The sequence below is a fragment of the Streptomyces paromomycinus genome (assembly GCF_003865155.1).
Classification (GTDB): domain Bacteria; phylum Actinomycetota; class Actinomycetes; order Streptomycetales; family Streptomycetaceae; genus Streptomyces; species Streptomyces chrestomyceticus.
The window spans coordinates 3,530,042-3,547,282 of sequence record NZ_BHZD01000001.1 but is presented as its reverse complement, the minus strand read 5'-3'; the positions used below and the strand labels follow the sequence as shown (position 1 = coordinate 3,547,282).

Here is a 17,241-nt window from a genome sequence, read left to right as displayed (position 1 = left end):
CATCGGACGGACATTCGGGAAATCTTCCTCCCATGCCGCGCCCTGCCACCGCCTTCGCACCCGCCGCTTTCGAGCTGGCGCTGATCGGCGTGTCCGTGCAGTCCGTGGCCGACATCGAGTGTCGCTGAGGCCCGTCCCCGGCCGCGCGGAAGCGCGCCGCGACGGCCCGCGTACCCCGGGGCCGTGAGACGCGGCGCCGTACGACCCCGGGCCGGGGCGTCCCCCGCGTATCCACGTATCTCACCCGAACGTGTCCGCAGGGGCGGCCCCGCGCCTCACCGCGCTCCTGCTGCCGCCGCCTTCCGCGGGTACGTCCCGCTGCGAAAGGCACCCACCGACATGGCCGAGCCGTCCCGCCCCCGTCACTCCGTCCCCGCCAGACGCACGGTCACCGTCGCGGTGGCCGTCGCGCTGGCCGCCGGGGCCACCGCCTGCGGCCCCAAGGACAGCGCGGCAGGTGACGGCGCGGGCGCCGCGCCCGCCAAGGGGGGCACGCTCACCGTCCTGAACTCCGCACCCCAGACCAACTTCGACCCGGCGCGCCTCTACACCTCCGGCGGCGGCAAGGTACCGACCCTGGTCTTCCGTACGCTGACCACCCGCAACCGGGAGAACGGCGCGGCCGGCGCGAAAGCCGTACCGGACCTCGCCACCGACACCGGACGGCCCAGCGAGAACGCCACGGTGTGGACGTACACCCTCAAGGACGGGCTGAAGTTCGAGGACGGCTCGCCGATCACCAGCGCCGACGTCAAATACGGCATCGAGCGTTCCTTCGCCGCCGAACTCTCCGGCGGCGCACCGTATCTGCGGGACTGGCTGGTGGGCGGTGAAAGCTACCAAGGGCCGTACAAGGACAAGAGCGAGGACGGGCTCAAGTCCATCGAGACGCCGGACGCGAAGACCATCGTCTTCCACCTGAAGAAGCCCGAGGGCGAATTCCCGCTGCTCGCCACCCAGACGCAGTTCGCGCCGGTGCCGAAGGCCAGGGACACCGGCACGAAATACGAGGAGCACCCGATCTCCTCGGGCCCGTACAAGGTCGTCAAGAACACCGGGGACGGTGAACATCTCGTCCTGGAGCGCAATCCGCACTGGTCCGAGAAGACCGACTCCGAACGGCATGCCTATCCCGACACCATCGATGTGAAATCCGGCCTGGATTCCGCGGTCATCAACCAGCGGCTGGCCACCGGCGCCGGTCCGGACGCCGCCGCGGTGACCACCGACACCAACCTCGGACCGGCCGAACTCGCGCGGATCAGCGGCGACCGGGAACTCGGGAAGCGGGTCGGCACCGGCCACTTCGGTTACACCAACTACCTCGCCTTCAACCCGAAGGTGAAGCCCTTCGACAATCCGAAGGTGCGCCAGGCCGTCGCCTACGCCGTCAACCGGCAGAGCGTCGTGAACGCCGCCGGCGGCTCCGCGCTCGCCGAACCGGCCACCACCTTCCTGCCGAACGGAAGGTCCTTCGGTCACACCCCTTACGACCACTTCCCGGCGGGCCGTACCGGAAATCCGGCCAAGGCGAAGGAACTGCTGAAGGAAGCCGGTCACGAGAACGGGCTGACCCTCACCCTCACGCATTCCACCGCCAAGAACTTCGAGACCAGCCCGGACATCGCCACGGCCGTGCAGGAAGCCCTGAAGAAGGCCGGGATAACCGTCAGGCTCCAGGGCCTGGAGAACAACGACTACAAGGAGAAGGTGCACAGCGTCGACGACGCGCCGGGCCTGTTCATCGGCGGCTGGGGAGCGGACTGGCCGTCCGGCGGCCCGTTCCTCGCGCCGATCTTCGACGGCCGGCAGATCGTCCGGGACGCCTCCAACTTCAACCACGCGCAGCTCGACGACCCGGCGGTCAACCACGAGATCGACGAGATCAACAAGCTGACCGACCTGAAGGCGGCGGCGGAACGGTGGGGCGCGCTGGACAAGAAGATCGGCGAGCGGGCCCTGTCCGTACCGCTCTTCCACCCCGTCTACAAGCGCCTGTACGGCAAGGACGTCAAGAACGTCGTCATCAGTGACTGGGACGGCGTGCTGGACATCTCCCAGGTGGCGGTCAAGTGACGACGACCGACGTGACGCCGCGTCAGCCGGGGGTCGCGCCTCCGGAGACCGCGGTGACACCCCCTCAGAAGCACACCGTATGGCGACGGCTGCGGCAGCGGCCCGCCGCCGTGGCCTCCGCGGCCGTCCTGCTCGTTCTCGTCCTGCTCGCCCTCGGCGCACCGCTGCTGGCGGCGCTGGAGGGCCAGGACCCGACCACGTACCACGACGACCTGATCGACTCCGCGCGCGGCGGCGTACCGCTCGGCCCGTACGGCGGGATCAGCGCCGACCACTGGCTGGGCGTCGAACCCGGCACCGGCCGGGACATGTTCGCCCGGCTGCTGTACGGGGCCCGGGTCTCCCTGCTCATCGCGCTCGGCGCCACGGCCGTACAGGTCTTCATCGGTGTGGTGGTCGGCCTCGTGGCCGGGCTCGGCAACCGCCTCGCGGACCAAGTGCTCTCCCGGTTCACCGAGGTGCTGACCGCGCTGCCCATGCTCGTCATCGCGATCTCGATGACCGCGATCGTGCCCGCCGACTTCCCCCGCCCGCTGCTGCTGGTGCTGGTCCTCGGCCTGCTCGGCTGGTTCGGCACGTCGCGGATCGTGCGCGCGCGGACGCTGGCCCTGAGGAAGCTGGACCATGTCGCGGCGGCCCGGCTCGGCGGCGCGGGGCCGCTGCGCGTGGCGCGGCGCGAACTGCTGCCGTCGCTCGCCGCACCGGTGATCACGTACGCGGCGATCCTGGTGCCCGGCAACATCGTGGCCGAGGCGTCGCTGTCGTTCCTCGGCATCGGCGTCCGGCCGCCCACCGCGTCCTGGGGACAGATGCTGTCGACCGCGACCACCTGGTTCCGGGCCGACCCGGTGTACGTCCTGCTCCCGGCGGGCTTCCTGCTGGTCACCGTGCTCGCGTTCACCGTGCTGGGCGACGCGGTCCGTACGGCACTGGACCCGCGCGAACGGTCCCGGCTGCGGGTCGGCACCCGGGCGGGCCGCAAGGGCGGTACGGGCCGGTCCGCGGGCGCCACCCGCGAGAAGCAAGAGGAGCGCGAGGAGCGCGAGAAGCACGAGAAGCGCGAGAAGCACGAGAAGGAGGCCGTCGTATGACCGGCTACGCACTGCGCCGGCTCGGCGGCGGGCTCCTGGTCCTCTTCCTGCTGACCGTCGCCGTCTACGCGCTCTTCTACGTCGCGCCCGGCGACCCCGCCAAACTGGCCTGCGGGCCGCGCTGCAACCCCGGCCAGATCCAGCAGGTACGCGAACGGCTGGAGCTGAACGCGCCGGTCCTGACGCAGTACCTGCACTTCCTCCAGGGCCTGGTGGCCGGCCGCGAGTTCTCGTCCGGCACCGGCGTACTGCACTGCGACGCGCCGTGCCTCGGCCTCTCGTACCAGAACAGCTCGCCCGTCACGGAGCTGCTCGCCGACCGGCTGCCGGTCACCGCGTCGCTCGCCCTCGGCTCGATGGTGCTGTGGCTGCTGCTCGGCGTCGGCACCGGCCTGCTGTCCGCGCTGCGCCGCGGCGGCACGACGGAACGCGTCCTGACGGGCCTGACGCTCGCCGGCACCGCCACTCCGGTCTTCATCACCGGACTGCTGCTGCTGATGGTGTTCTGCGCCTACCTGCAATGGCTGCCGTTCCCCTCCTACGTCCCGCTGTCCGAGGACCCGGAGCAGTGGGCCTGGAACCTGCTGCTGCCCTGGACGGCGCTGGCGCTGCTGGAATCCGCCAAGTACGCCCGGCTGACCCGCTCCTCGACGCTGGAGACGCTGGCCGAGGACCACATCCGCACCTTCCGCGCGTACGGGGTGCGGGAACGTTCCGTCGTGACGCGGCACGCGCTGCGCGGCGCGCTGCCGCCGGTCATCGCGCTCACCGCGCTCGACCTCGGGACGATGTTCGGCGGCGCGATGCTCACCGAGACACTCTTCGGGCTGCCCGGCATCGGTCAGCTCATGGTCCATTCGGTGCGCGTCGTCGACCTGCCGGTGGTCGTCGGCGTCGTGCTGGGCACCGGCGCCGCCGTCGTCGTCGCCAACGTCGTGGCGGACGTCCTCTACGCACTCGCCGACCGAAGGGTGGCCCTGACATGACCTCCGAGGACACGAGCGGAGCGGCGCCGGGCCCGCCGGAGCCGGACCTCCCGGAGCCGGACCTTCTGGTGGACGTCCGCGATCTGTCGGTCGCCTTCCCCGGCGCGGCCGGTGGCGACGGACCCGGCGACGGCGGAGGCGCCGCCGCCGTGCGGGCCGTGGACCGCCTCTCCTTCTCGCTGGCCGCCGGCCGGGCCCTGGGCATCGTCGGCGAGTCCGGTTCCGGCAAGTCCACCGTCGCGGCGGCCCTGCTGGACCTGCACCGGGGGACCGGAGCGCAGGTGAGCGGCACGGTACGGGTCGCCGGTACGGACGTACGGGCGGCGGACGAGCGCGAGCTGCGGCGGCTGCGCGGCGGCCGGGCCGCCATGGTGTTCCAGGACCCGCTGTCCTCGCTCGACCCGTACTACGCGATCGGCGACCAGATCGCCGAGGTGTACCGGGTGCACCGGCCGGACGTCTCCCGGCGCGCCGCCCGCGCCCGCGCCGTCGAGGTGCTGGAGCGCGTGGGGATCGCGGACGCCCCCCGGCGCGCCCGCTCGCGGCCCCACGAGTTCAGCGGGGGCATGCGCCAGCGCGCGTTGCTCGCGATGGCGCTCGCCTGCGAACCGCGCCTCCTGATCGCCGACGAGCCCACCACCGCGCTGGACGTCACCGTCCAGGCGCAGATCCTCGACCTGCTGCACGACCTGCGGGCGGAGACCGGCATGGGGCTGCTCCTGGTCACCCACGACCTGGGGGTGGTCGCGGGCAGCGTGGACGAGGTGCTCGTGATGCGCGGCGGCCGGGCGGTGGAGCACGGCCCGGTCGGCGAGGTACTGCTCGCGCCGCGCGCTCCGTACACGAAGGAACTGCTGGCAGCGGTGCCGCGGGTGGACGCGAAGCCGGACGGGCGCGCCCTGCGCGGCACGGGCGCCGCGCGCGACGACGACGGTGACCGCGTCAGTGGCGGCGTCAGTGGTGGCGGCAGAGACGGTTTCAGTGGTGGCGGCGGAGACGGCGACCGTGACGGCGTACTGCTCGAAGCCGTCGGGCTGCGGCGGGAGTTCGGCGGCCGCAGACACCGGACGACCGCGGTCGACGAGGTCTCGCTGACCGTACGGGAAGGGGAGACCGTCGGCCTCGTGGGGGAGTCGGGCAGCGGCAAGACGACGCTCGGGCGGATGCTCGTGCGGCTGCTGGACCCGACCGCGGGGACGCTGCGCTACCGGGGGCGCGACATCGGCACCCTCGGCGACCGGCAGCTCCGCCCTTTCCGCAGCGAACTCCAGATGGTGTTCCAGGACCCGGTCTCCTCGCTCAACCCGCGACGCAGCATCGGCGAATCGGTCGCCGACCCGCTGCGGGCGGCCGGCGACCGGGACGACGCGCGCGTGGTGCGCCGGGCGTGCGAACTGCTGGAGCGGGTCGGCCTGGACCCGGCGTGGTACCACCGCTACCCGCACGAGTTCAGCGGCGGGCAGCGGCAGCGCGTCGGTATCGCGCGGGCGCTCGCCCCCGGCCCCCGGCTGCTGGTCTGCGACGAACCCGTATCGGCGCTGGACGTCACCACCCAGGCGCAGGTCGTCGACCTCCTGGGCGAACTCCGGCGGGAGCTGGGCCTCGCGCTGGTCTTCATCGCGCACGACCTGGCGGTCGTCAGGGCGGTCAGCGACCGGGTCGCGGTGATGCGCGGCGGGCGGATCGTGGAGGAGGGCACCACCGAGGAGGTGTACGAGCGTCCCCGGCATCCGTACACGAAGGGCCTGCTGGCGGCGGTGCCCGTGCTCGACCCGGAGGCGTCGGCCGGGCGGCGCGCACTGCGTGCTGCGGCGTGACGGGCACATAGCGCGCCAGAACGCCCACCGGGGTGGAAAGTTACGTCTCTTCACCCCTTCCGGTGGCGCGACGGACAACCGTCCGTCGTGTCACCGGAATCTCTGCGTAGCTTCTTCCTGCAGGTAGCGGCGGGCCCCCCGGGGAACGACCGCCGTCGTGGACGCCGATCAGGAAGAACGGGGGTGCGCTCGTGCGCATTGGACTGCTCACCGAGGGTGGCTGCCCGGATGCGTCCGGTGAGACGCGTCCGTGGCGCGACCGGCTCGTGCACGGGCTCCCCGGCCACGAGTTCGAGGTCTACACCCTCGACCGGGGCCCTGAGGACGGCGTCGACCGTGGCCCTGAAGGCGGCACGGCGGACGAGTCCGGGCCGTCGGACACCGGACCGGAGGCGCGCGGGGCGGGCAGCGGTGCGGGCACGCTGGGCCACGCCCGGGTGGCGCGGGTCGCGCCGCTGTACGGAGAACTGCCCGCCGCCCTGCGGTGGCGGCCCGGCGGGTGGCGCGCCGGGGCGCGCGGACGGCGTGCGCGGCGGCGGTTCGCGGAGTGCTTCGGCGATCTGGCGGCGGGGTTCATCGCGGCGGTACCGCCCGGTGTCCGGGCTCCCGTCCCGGTGCCGGCAGCGGACGGCGCCGCGGACCGCGAGGGTCAGGCGGACCGTTTCGCCGCCGGTCTGTACGGCCTGGCACAGGTGGCCCGCGACCACGGCGGCCTGCCCGAACTCCTCCGCTCCGAACAGGCCGTACGCATCCTGGAGAGCGCCTGCCGCGCGCCCGGCGCCCTCTGCGCCGCGCACGGCGCACGCGTGGGCGACCTGCTGGCCGTGACCGAGGAGCTGGAGCGCGCCCTGCGTCCGCTCTCGCTGGACTGGTTCGGCACGGGACGGTACGACGCGGAGCGGTACGGCGGGGACCGGTACAGCGGGGGCCGGTACAGCGGGGGTCGGCACGGCACGGACCGGTCCGGCTGCGGCTCCGCGGCCCCCTCCGGGGGCGACGGTGACGGGCTCGCCGCGGTCGACCTCTGCCACGCCACGGCCGGCGGCTCCGTCGCCCTCCCCGGACTGCTGGCCAAACGCTTCTTCGGTACGCCCCTCCTGCTCACCGAGTACGGCGTGCGCCTGCGCGAGCGCTACCTCGCGCGCTCCGGAGTGGGGGCGAGCGCCCCCGTACGCGCCTTGCTGGGTGCCTTCGAGACCGCGCTGGCCGCCGAGACGTACGCCGAGGCCGCGCTCGTCACCCCCGGCAGCGCCCGTACCCGGCGCTGGCAGGAACGCTGCGGCGCGGGCCGGGAGCGGCTGCGCACGGTGTACCCGGGCATGGACGCGGCCGGCTTCACCGCCGTCCCCGACGCCCCGGCCGACCACTCCGCGACGCTGGTGTGGACCGGCACCGTCGAACCCGCCAAGGACCTCGTCTCGCTGCTGCACGCCTTCGCCCGCGTGCACCGGGCCGAACCGGCCGCGACCCTGCGCATCGTCGGCGCCCCGGGCCCCCTCCCGGAGGACGCCGCCTACCTGGCCCAGTGCCGGGTGCTGGCCGCCCAGCTCTTCCCCGACGAGGCCGCCGACGAGCGGAGCGCCGGTGACAACCCGGTCTCCTTCGAGGAGGTCGGCGGCCCCGGCCTGCCGCGCCCGCAGGACGTCTACGCGGCCGGTTCGGTGCTGGTCCTCTCCAGCGTGGCGGAGGGCTTTCCGCGCTCTCTCGTGGAGGCGATGCTCAGCGGCCGCGCCACCGTCTCCACCGACGCCGGAGCGGTGTGCGAGGTCATCGGCGGTACGGGCCTGGTCGTGCCGCCGCGCAACCCGCGCGCGCTGGCCGACGCGTGCCTGGCACTGCTGCTCGATCCGGGGCGCCGCGCCCGGCTGGGCGCCGCCGCGCGCGCCCGCGCACTCGAACTGTTCACGGTGGAGCAGAACGTCGCGGCATTTCGTGGCATCTACCTGGAGCTGATGTCCCGTACGCCGTGCCGCCCGGCCGCCGGAGCCGGACCGGGAGGCGACAGCGTGCCCCGCCTCTTCAGCCGGCCCGCCGAGTCCCACGTACCGGGCCGCTGGGCCGTGGCGGGCGGCGGCGCCGCGCACGCCGCACCGCCGACGGGCCGCGCGCCGAGCTGGGCGGCACCGGACCCGGACGCCCCCGCCACTGGACGGGTCACCGCACCGGTAGTCGAACCGGCCACTGGACGGGTCACCGCACCGGTAGTCGAACCGGCCACTGCACCGGCCCTCGCACCGGTCGCCGGACCAACCGCCGCCGCGGCGGGAGCCGGTGCCGACCGTCAGAGAGGAGCGCGACCGTGACGACAGCCGACATGGGGACCGGCCTCGACGCCGGTAGCGGTCTCGACACCGGCTCCGGCCCCGGCGCGACGCCGGAAGCCGGGACAGAACCAGCCGTGCCGGAAGCGGGAGCGTCCTCCCTTGCGGCCGCTCCCGCGCCCGCTCCCGCACCCCTCCCCGTACGGGACACCCCCGCCGGGCCGCCCCGGCGCGGCCCGGCCGACCCCGTGAAGACGTTGATGCACCAGCACCGGACGCTGTGCGAACGGGCCGTCGACCCGATGGAGATCGCCGCCGGGCTGGAGGCGCACGGGGTCACCGACCGTACGGCCGCCCGCTTCCGGCACCGCGACGTCTTCTCGCTGGCCGAGGAGTTGTACGCCCGGGTTCCCCGCGCCGAAGTGCCGCCGCCCGCCGTGCCCGCGCCCGGCCCCGTACGGAGGGGGAGGGCTGCCCGCGCGGCGCTGCACGTGCTGCCCGGCGCGGTGTGTGCCGCGACCGTGGCCGCCGTCGCCGCTGCCGGGCACGCGCCCGCCCCCGTACCGTTCACGTCGGCCGACGGCCCGTCACCCCGCCTCGTACAGACGGTCGTCGCGGCGACCGGGGCCGGTCTGGTGCTGCTCGCCCTGCGCCTGTGCGTCCGCCACGGTCCGCTGCGCGCGCGGTATCCGATCGCCCGTTCCGCCGGGTTGTGGACCTGCTGGCTGGCCGGATACGCGCTGGGCGGCGACTGGTTGCTGGCCCAGCTCCTGGCAGGCGGCCCCGATCTACCGCCCACACACACTCAGTTGGCCACCGCTTCCGCCCTGGCCCTGACGTGTGCCGTCGTGCCCGCCGCCTGGTGCGCGCACTGGTTCGCGGGCCGCGCGCGCCGCGGACTGGCGGACAGCCGGTGCCTGACCGCATTCGCCTCCGGTGTCCGGCCGTTGCTGCTGATCGCCACCGCGATGCAGCTCGCGGCGCTGGTCGCCCTGTCGGCTGCGGCGGACGCGGTCGGCGGCGGTGTTGGTGCCGTCGGCGGCGGTGGTGGCGCGGGGGCGGTGGCCGCCGCCTCGGCCTTGGGCGCCCTGCTCTTCCTGGCACGGCTGCTCGCCCGGCACGGCTTCCCGGCCGCTGCCGCCGCCGGCCCGGCCGCCGCCGTCACCCTGGAAGCCGCTGCCCTGGCCTGCGTACTGGCCGCCCGGTCACCGGGCCTGGAACCGCTGGGCAGGCCGGTCGAGACGGCTGTCACCCACCTCGGCCCGTCCGTCGTACCGGCCGTGGCCTGCGCGCTCCCCGCCCTGGGCCTGCTGCTGTACGCGCTGGGCGCACTTACCGGCGCCTCGGCGCACGCGCCGGCTCCCGACGCAGCCTCCGCCCCCGTACCGGCGGAGGCGGGCCGGCCGTGACCCCGCACACGTCACCACCCGCGATACGCGCCCCACTGCTTCCGGTACTTCCGGTACTTCCGGTCCGCACGCCACCACTCCCGGCGCGCGCACCGTCGCCGCCCGCGCGCACGTCATCACCCCCGGTGGTCGCGCGGGCCTCCGCAGTGCCGGCGCTCCCGTGGCGCCGGTTGTCCTCCTCCGGACGCCCGCCACCATCCGTGCGGCGTACTCCGCCACCGCCCGGCCCCCGCGGCGGCGGTCACCCCTGCCGAAGCACGTCCGCAACCCACCGCATTAGGAGAACGACACCATGAATGTCCACCCCACCGAAGCACACCGGGACCGGGGGGTCGCGCGATGAGGGTGCTGCTCATCGGTGCCAACGGGTACCTCGGCCGTTACGTCGCCGACCGGCTGCTCGCCGACCCCGCCGTCCAGCTGACCGCCCTCGGGCGCGGCGACGACGCGGACGTCCGCTTCGACCTGGCCTCCGGCAGTCCGGGCGCCCTGACCCGCTTCCTGGACGCGGTCCATCCGGGCGTGGTGGTCAACTGCGCGGGCACGACCCGCGGCGGCGCCCGCGACCTGACCCGGCACAACACCGTCGCGGTCGCCACCGTCTGCGAGTCACTGCGGCGCAGCAGCTGCGGTGCCCGGCTCGTCCATCTGGGCTGCGCGTCCGAGTACGGGCCCTCGCAGCCCGGCTCCTCGACCGCCGAGGACGCCGTGCCGCGGCCCGGCGGACCGTACGGCGTCAGCAAGCTGGCCGCCACCGAACTGGTCCTCGGCTCCGGCCTGGACGCCGTCGTGCTGCGGGTCTTCTCCCCGGTCGGTCCGGGCACCCCGGCCGGCTCGCCGCTCGGCCGGCTCGCCGAGGCGATGCGGCGCGCGATGCAGTCCGGGGACACCGAACTGAAGCTGGGCGGCCTGGGCGTGCAGCGCGACTTCGTGGACGTACGGGACGTGGCGCGGGCGGTGCACGCCGCCTCGCTCTCCGCCGCCCAGGGCGTGGTCAACATCGGTACCGGGCACGCCGTACGGCTGCGCGAGGCCGCCGCGCTGCTCGCGCGGGTCGCCGGGTTCGGCGGCGCGCTCCACGAACTGGACACCCCGCCCGGCTACGCCGCCGGCGGCCCCGCCGCCGCGCGGCTCGCCATCCCGGGGCCGGCCTCTGAACACGGCACGGTGCCCCCCGCGTATCCCTATCCGGACGGGTGCGGGAGCTGGCAGCAGGCGGACGTGCGTACCGCCCGCGACCGCCTGGGGTGGCGGCCGCGGATCGGGCTGGAGGAATCCCTCGCCGACATCTGGATGGAGGCCGCATGTCGTATCTGACGACGTCCCTGGGCGCCGGCACCGCCGTGACCGGCGCCGCGCCGCTCGGCGTCGGCGTTCCGGGGTTCGCCCACCCGCTGCTGGCACCCGCCGAGTGGGCCGAGCTGCTGCGCCTGGCCCGGGGGTTGGCCTGCACCGGAGCCGCGCGCCGGGCGCCGGGGCCACGGGGCGGCGCGGCGGCGCTGCACTGGGTGGTGCTCAACGTCGCGCGCGGTCCCGGGGTGCGCCCCGACCCGTACTGCCTGCCGGCCGCCGCCCAACTGCGTGACGCGGGGGCCCGGCTGCTGGGCCAGCTCGACCTGGGGCACGGCGCCCGTCCGTTCGGTGAACTGGTCTCCGACGCACACCGGTTCCTGGAGTGGTACAAGGTCGACGGTTTCTATCTGGACCGCTGTCCCACGGACCGGACACTGCTTCCCGAGACCCGGCGGCTGACCACCACCCTGCGGGCCCTCAAGGACGGCGCGCACCTCGTCACGGGGCACGGCCGCCACCCGTACCCCGGCTACGCGGAGGTCGCCGACCAGCTCGTCACCTTCGCCGGCCGCTGGTCCGACTACCGCTGGTCACAAGTGGCGGAGTGGACCGCCGAATACCCGGCGCGGCGCTTCTGCCACCTCGTGCACGGCGTACCCGGCACCCACCTGGAAGAAGCCCTGCGGATCGCCCGCTGGCAGGGCGCCGGGACCGTCTACTTCACCGACCGCGCCGACCACGGAGGGAGCGCCTGGGAATCGCTGCCCGGCTACTGGGACACATTCGTCTCGCGTATCGGACCGGGTGTCTCGGAATGAAGAAGGGCGTGGCAGTGTTACGGGGAGACCACCGTCCCTTGCTCCGGGTTCTCCGGAGCGGGGGGTCGCCCATCGAGATACCGACAAACGGAGTCCCCGTGTCGCTGCCACCCCTGGTCGAGCCCGCATCGGAGCTCACCGTCGACGAGGTCCGCAGGTACTCCCGCCACCTGATCATCCCGGATGTCGGGATGGACGGGCAGAAGCGGCTGAAGAACGCCAAGGTGCTGTGCGTCGGCGCCGGCGGCCTGGGCTCGCCCGCGCTGATGTACCTCGCCGCGGCGGGCGTCGGCACCCTCGGCATCGTGGAGTTCGACGAGGTCGACGAGTCCAATCTCCAGCGCCAGATCATCCACAGCCAGGCGGACATCGGCCGCTCCAAGGCCGCGTCCGCCAAGGACACGGTGCTGGGCATCAACCCGTACGTCACGGTCAACCTGCACGAAGAGCGCCTCGACTCCAGCAACGTCATGGAGATGTTCGCGCAGTACGACCTGATCGTCGACGGCACCGACAACTTCGCCACCCGCTACCTGGTCAACGACGCCTGCGTCCTGCTGAACAAGCCGTACGTCTGGGGCTCGATCTACCGCTTCGACGGCCAGGCGTCGGTCTTCTGGAGCGAGCACGGCCCCTGCTACCGCTGCCTGTACCCGGAGCCCCCGCCCCCCGGCATGGTCCCCTCCTGCGCCGAGGGCGGCGTGCTGGGCGTGCTGTGCGCGTCCATCGGCTCCATCCAGGTCAACGAGGCCATCAAGCTGCTGGCCGGCATCGGTGACCCGCTGGTCGGCCGCCTGATGATCTACGACGCGCTGGAGATGACGTACCGCCAGGTCAAGGTCCGCAAGGACCCCGACTGCGCGGTCTGCGGCGCGAACCCGACCGTCACCGAACTCATCGACTACGAGGCGTTCTGCGGCGTCGTGTCCGAGGAGGCCCAGGAGGCGGCGGCCGGTTCCACGATCACTCCGGCGCAGCTCAAGGAGTGGATCGACACGGACGAGAAGATCGAGATCATCGACGTCCGGGAGCCGAACGAGTACGAGATCGTCTCGATCCCCGGCGCCAAGCTGATCCCGAAGAACGAGTTCCTGATGGGCAGCGCCCTCCAGGACCTCCCGCAGGACCGGAAGATCGTCCTGCACTGCAAGACGGGCGTCCGCTCCGCCGAGGTCCTCGCCGTCCTGAAGTCCGCGGGCTTCGCGGACGCGGTGCACGTCGGCGGCGGCGTCATCGGCTGGGTCAACACGGTCGAGCCGGAGAAGCCGGTCTACTGACCGGCGGCCGGCCACGGCGAAGTGTCCGCACCCCTTGGCGGTCTCTAGGGGGCGTCGTAACACGTGGTCGTCTTGATCAGGCCGTGAGTAGTTCATGCAGGCGCTCGACTGGGGTTTCCCAGTCGAGCGTTTTGCGTGGGCGGCGGTTGAGCTGGTCAGCGACGGCGACGAGGTGTTCGGGGCTGTGGAGGGGCAGGTCGGTGCCCTTGGGGAAATACTGGCGCAGCAGGCCGTTCGTGTTCTCGTTGGAGCCGCGCTGCCAGGGGCTGGCGGGGTCGCAGAAGTAGACGGGGATGTCGGTGGCGAGGGTGAACTCGCCGTGCCGGGCCATCTCGGTGCCCCGGTCCCAGGTCAGAGTCCGCATGAGATGGGCGGGCAGCATCTGGACGGTGGTGGTCAGGTCAGCCAGTACGGCTTCGGCGCAGTAGCTGCCGGGCAGGTGCAGGAGCGTGACGTAGCGGGTGGCGCGTTCGACCAGGGTGCCGATCGCGGACCTGCCGTCCGTGCCGATGATCAGGCCGCCCCTCCCAGTGGCCGGGCACGGCCCACTCCTCTGCTTCGGCGGGACGCTCGCTGATCATGACCATCGGGGTCGTGAAACAAGGACCTTGTGCGGCTTGGCGGGCATCGGCGCGGGCCTGGGCGGCGTGCGGGCGGTAGCGCCAGTAACCGCGAGTGCCTTCGGGGCGGTTGCGGCGTACCTCACGGCTGACCATGGACGGGCTGCGGCCCAGCTCCGCGGAGATCGCCCGCACGGTGGCTTTCTCCCGCAGCCGGTCGGCGATATGGATGCGCTCGTCCACGCTCAGATACCGGGATGACCCGGAAGCCGGTTCCACCACGTGCATCGGTGGTACCTGCTTCCGGTTCCGTTCCGAGCGGCCGTTGCGCCACTTGTTGCCCGTCCTGCGGTCAACGCCGACAATTCGGCACGCTTCGCTGTTGCTGTATCCCCGCTGCACGAGCCGGGAGTATGCCTCCCGGTCCCGTGAGAGCTTCCTGGGACCCTGCGGAGCCCGGTCCTTGCGGATCTCGAATTCCATCGCACCCCTCGAACTGGGGTGTTGCAACGACCACTAGAACCCAACAGCCTGGTGGGCGGGCCCTTTCGTACGCCGTGCGGAACGCCGACCAGGGCGGTCAGACCGGCGCACGAAGAGCGGGTGGGGGCAAGACTGAACCCCAATCGTGTGAGCGTGTCACACATGAACTGGCCCTCAACGAGGCGCTATAAGCGACGAACGCATCACGATTTCGCGTCTCGTTGCCTCATTCACCGTTCGGGCGCCAACTGTTGGCCATGGCATGGGCCGTGCGGACGCCGTACGCCCACAGCCCGATTGCTATCACGGTGACTGCAAGTACGATGGAACCCAGTAGAGAATTAGGTATAGATGATCCGCCCGCCGTAGCAAGGGGAGTCGCCAACCAGGTGCCGAACATCGCGCCTGTCAGTGCCGCCAATGCCATGGGGATCAGTACATTCCACGCAGTCGCGAGGGCGAGTACCCGGTGGTTGGCAGTGAGAACGCTTAGCGGCGTGAGCGCACGTCCAGCCCGGGTCAGTTCGGCGAGTCCCGCGAAGCCGAAAGCCAGACTGAGAACGAGCACGCCAGCTGCCCCGAACAGAACGATCCAGTTACCTTGCTTCTCGCGAACGAGAGCTGGTCTGAGCCAACTTTCGCCAAGGTAGTCGACATCAACGCCCATTGGCCGCATCTCGTAGAAGATTTTTTTGAAGGGCGCTGTGGGCAGAGCGCGGCCATCACTTGAGACGAGGATCAGTTGGCGGCTCGAATCCTTCGCGGTCAACGCTTGAGCGACGCTGCCCGGGCGCACGGTCACTCTAGCTGTTTCGTCGCTGAACCACCGCAATAGCTCGTCCAGGCGGGGGTCATTGTAGCCCGCTCCAGGGGGCAGTTCGGTTTCGATACATGGGAGTTTTAGGGTAGTTAGTGCCGTACATGATGCCTGCACTTGCAGATGATTGCTGTCAGGAGAAGCAATCAGTGCTGCGGCTTCCGTAGGAACCGGTGAAGCTTGTAGGACGTGCTTAACCTGAGCTTCGGTCAGTGCGGGACTATTTTGTGCCACTACCAAACTGTCACCGATGCGGTGACGGGTTTCCTCGGCCTGTCGGGCAGGCAGGCCCATGTAGCCATTCCAGGCATAAATCTGAATCAGTAGCGCTATGGCTATTACGAGCCCTGACACAAGGCGGGCAATGGGCCCTGGGTGCGTCGCATAACGGCGGCCCGCCAGGACTGTTGCCGGACTACCCATGGCACGTCCCTTCCTGGCGAGAGGGTTTCCGATGGCCGCTGTTCCTGCCGCAATACACAAAGGAAGTGTGATCAGTGCCAGGCCCGTACCGCAATAAATGGCAAGCATGAAATTGCCGGTGCCAGTAGGGAAGAAGTCGGGTCCGCGAACCGCCAAGAGCAAAGCGATAGGAAACAGCAATGCCGTTTGCGGGGGAACGCGGTGTTTTTTTCGAGGGCGGGTCGATCTTTGGGAGAACTGACTGGCGCACTGGGGGAGCGAAGCGCTGACTGCCACCAAGATGACGGCCAATAGCAGAGAAGAGGTCAACAGCCATGCCCATTGCCGCATGTCCTCAGCCGATGTCAGGTAATCCACGACTGGAATACGGCAGTTTCTCGCCAGAAGTGCGGTGAGAGGGAAAGCAGCGAGCCCGGAGCCCAAGGCAACAGGAGTAGCGACTTCCCCTATAGCCATCAAGGCGCGATCGCGCGAAGAGCCGCCAAGACTCTCGATCAGAGCTTCTCTACGGTCCCTATAATGTGCCCCAGTGCGTACAGCCACTACAACCAGAATCCCGGCTGGCAAAACGAGAGAGAAGCCGATCAGGAGCAGCATGGTCCACTCTGGCTGGACGAACTGGCCGTCGCTGAGGCTGCCCTCCGAATCTTTCCATGGTATGCCGAACCCGCTCGCAGCGGTCGGGGCTCCCTTTGTCAGGCTGACGCGTGGTCGAACGTAAGCTAGTCGTTCTCCAGGGGTAGCTAGCCCTGCCTCATCAATAATGCCGATCTGTCGCCCATGGCGACTCTCGACTTCCCCCTGAGCACCGTCTTCGGCGAGTGCGGGCGACAGGAACGCTTCGCCGGGGCCTGGCCAGCGACTCAAGCCTGGTGGCAGGGGAGCATCTTTGGTGAGCGGTTCGATGAATACAGCGGTGTACGGTGTGGCTCCCACGGCTTCGGGAGCGAAATTCCACAGTAGCTTGGCTGAACGATCGTGAGCATCGCCGACGAAGACAGGCGTGCGGGCTGCCAGGCGTTGCGCGCGGCCGTCATAAGTGGCGTGTACTGCTGCGAGCGAAATCAGCCCAATGGCCAGGGTGGTCGTGGCAAGGAGTAGTGCGAAGAATCGGTTGTGACTGGATTCAGTGCGCTTAGCTGCGCTGTGACCGATGCAAAGAAGACGCCAGAGGAGAGGTCGCGATCGCGGAGTGAGGCATGGAGTCACTGATGGATCGCGCTTTCTATATCCAGCGGGTACAAGGCCGCGTCCTGAAGCTTAAAAACCCGGTCGGCACGCTTGGCGACGTCATAATCATGGGAGACGACCAGTAGGCTGCAGTCGTGCTGCCGAGGCATGGAAAAAAGCAGGTCGGCCAGGTGGTCACGGGTTTTGGTATCCAAGGCTCCAGTCGGCTCGTCAGCGAGGATGAGTTTAGGCGTGTTGATGAGGGCCCGTGCAACCGCAGTGCGCTGACGTTCTCCGCCAGATAGTTCATCTGTGCATTCAGCGTCAGGCACGCCGAGTTCTGCGAGTATTTTCTCAGCGCGGGCACGAGCTGCCTTAGGTGAGCTTCTCGCCAATAGGGCAGCCAGTTCGACGTTCTCCACAGGTGAGAGTTCGGGAAACAGTTCTCCGAACTGGAACACCATGCCGATATTGGTGGCACGGTGCGCTGCGCGCGCCTTCTTTTTCAGTCGATGAACGTCTATGCCGGCTACGCTCACGGTCCCCGAAGTCGGAGTCAACAGGCCCAGAGCTATAGAAAGTAGTGTGCTTTTGCCGGAGCCGCTAGGGCCCATTATGGCTACGGATTCTCCCTGTTCCAGACGCAACTGCAGGTTTTTCAGGACGGTCCGCTCGGATGTCCGATAGCAAAGGGAACGAATGTCAAGGGGTGGTACTGCATCCGTTGAGCAGTTTGCGGCGATTAGGGGAGTCATGAGCC

12 protein-coding genes and 2 pseudogenes are annotated in these 17,241 nt (G+C 70.7%); 10 read left to right on the top strand and 4 right to left on the bottom strand.

Annotated features, from left to right (window positions below; genetic code table 11):
- The first annotated feature begins 32 nt into the window (after nucleotides 1-32).
- The 10 genes from OEIGOIKO_RS43935 (at nucleotide 33) to moeZ (ending at nucleotide 13,028) form a co-directional block, all read left to right on the top strand.
- Nucleotides 33-128 (top strand): Ms4533A family Cys-rich leader peptide, encoded by a 96-nt coding sequence (locus OEIGOIKO_RS43935; protein ID WP_359871224.1) that lies wholly within the window; start codon nucleotides 33-35, stop codon nucleotides 126-128.
- Between the two features lie 211 nt (nucleotides 129-339).
- Nucleotides 340-2,076 (top strand): ABC transporter substrate-binding protein, encoded by a 1,737-nt coding sequence (locus tag OEIGOIKO_RS14375; RefSeq protein WP_125054380.1) that lies wholly within the window; start codon nucleotides 340-342, stop codon nucleotides 2,074-2,076.
- 53 nt (nucleotides 2,077-2,129) lie between these two features.
- Complete coding sequence (locus OEIGOIKO_RS14370; protein WP_246177998.1) at nucleotides 2,130-3,167, top strand: ABC transporter permease; 1,038 nt, start codon at nucleotides 2,130-2,132, stop codon at nucleotides 3,165-3,167.
- Nucleotides 3,164-4,153 (top strand): ABC transporter permease, encoded by a 990-nt coding sequence (locus OEIGOIKO_RS14365; RefSeq protein WP_125054379.1) that lies wholly within the window; start codon nucleotides 3,164-3,166, stop codon nucleotides 4,151-4,153. Before OEIGOIKO_RS14370 ends, OEIGOIKO_RS14365 begins: the two co-directional genes overlap by 4 nt.
- Complete coding sequence (locus OEIGOIKO_RS14360; RefSeq protein WP_246177340.1) at nucleotides 4,150-5,970, top strand: dipeptide ABC transporter ATP-binding protein; 1,821 nt, start codon at nucleotides 4,150-4,152, stop codon at nucleotides 5,968-5,970. Before OEIGOIKO_RS14365 ends, OEIGOIKO_RS14360 begins: the two co-directional genes overlap by 4 nt.
- A gap of 191 nt (nucleotides 5,971-6,161) precedes the next feature.
- Complete coding sequence (locus OEIGOIKO_RS14355; protein ID WP_125054378.1) at nucleotides 6,162-8,273, top strand: glycosyltransferase; 2,112 nt, start codon at nucleotides 6,162-6,164, stop codon at nucleotides 8,271-8,273.
- Nucleotides 8,270-9,640, top strand: a complete 1,371-nt coding sequence (locus tag OEIGOIKO_RS14350; RefSeq protein WP_246177339.1) for a hypothetical protein — start codon at nucleotides 8,270-8,272, stop codon at nucleotides 9,638-9,640. The genes OEIGOIKO_RS14355 and OEIGOIKO_RS14350 overlap by 4 nt, the downstream gene beginning before the upstream one ends.
- Before the next feature lie 339 nt (nucleotides 9,641-9,979).
- Entirely contained in the window at nucleotides 9,980-10,957 is a 978-nt protein-coding gene (locus OEIGOIKO_RS14345) for an NAD-dependent epimerase/dehydratase family protein (RefSeq protein ID WP_125054377.1), read from the top strand.
- A complete protein-coding gene (locus OEIGOIKO_RS14340) occupies nucleotides 10,945-11,751 on the top strand; it encodes a spherulation-specific family 4 protein (RefSeq protein ID WP_125054376.1) in 807 nt (268 codons plus the stop codon). Before OEIGOIKO_RS14345 ends, OEIGOIKO_RS14340 begins: the two co-directional genes overlap by 13 nt.
- Nucleotides 11,752-11,849: 98 nt before the next feature.
- The gene (gene moeZ, locus OEIGOIKO_RS14335; RefSeq protein ID WP_125054375.1) at nucleotides 11,850-13,028 is read left to right on the top strand and encodes an adenylyltransferase/sulfurtransferase MoeZ; all 1,179 of its coding nucleotides are present in this window, start codon (nucleotides 11,850-11,852) and stop codon (nucleotides 13,026-13,028) included.
- A 76-nt stretch (nucleotides 13,029-13,104) separates the two neighbouring features.
- Here the strand turns inward: moeZ and OEIGOIKO_RS43930 are convergent.
- The 4 genes and pseudogenes from OEIGOIKO_RS43930 to OEIGOIKO_RS14320 form a co-directional block, all read right to left on the bottom strand.
- Nucleotides 13,105-13,654 (bottom strand): annotated as a pseudogene (locus tag OEIGOIKO_RS43930) (IS30 family transposase); the annotation flags it as partial.
- 111 nt (nucleotides 13,655-13,765) lie between these two features.
- Nucleotides 13,766-13,876 (bottom strand): annotated as a pseudogene (locus OEIGOIKO_RS44095) (hypothetical protein); the annotation flags it as partial.
- A 421-nt stretch (nucleotides 13,877-14,297) separates the two neighbouring features.
- Nucleotides 14,298-16,247 (bottom strand): hypothetical protein, encoded by a 1,950-nt coding sequence (locus tag OEIGOIKO_RS14325; protein ID WP_125054374.1) that lies wholly within the window; start codon nucleotides 16,245-16,247, stop codon nucleotides 14,298-14,300.
- A 269-nt stretch (nucleotides 16,248-16,516) separates the two neighbouring features.
- A complete protein-coding gene (locus tag OEIGOIKO_RS14320) occupies nucleotides 16,517-17,236 on the bottom strand; it encodes an ABC transporter ATP-binding protein (RefSeq protein ID WP_125054373.1) in 720 nt (239 codons plus the stop codon).
- Between the last annotated feature and the right edge of the window lie 5 nt (nucleotides 17,237-17,241).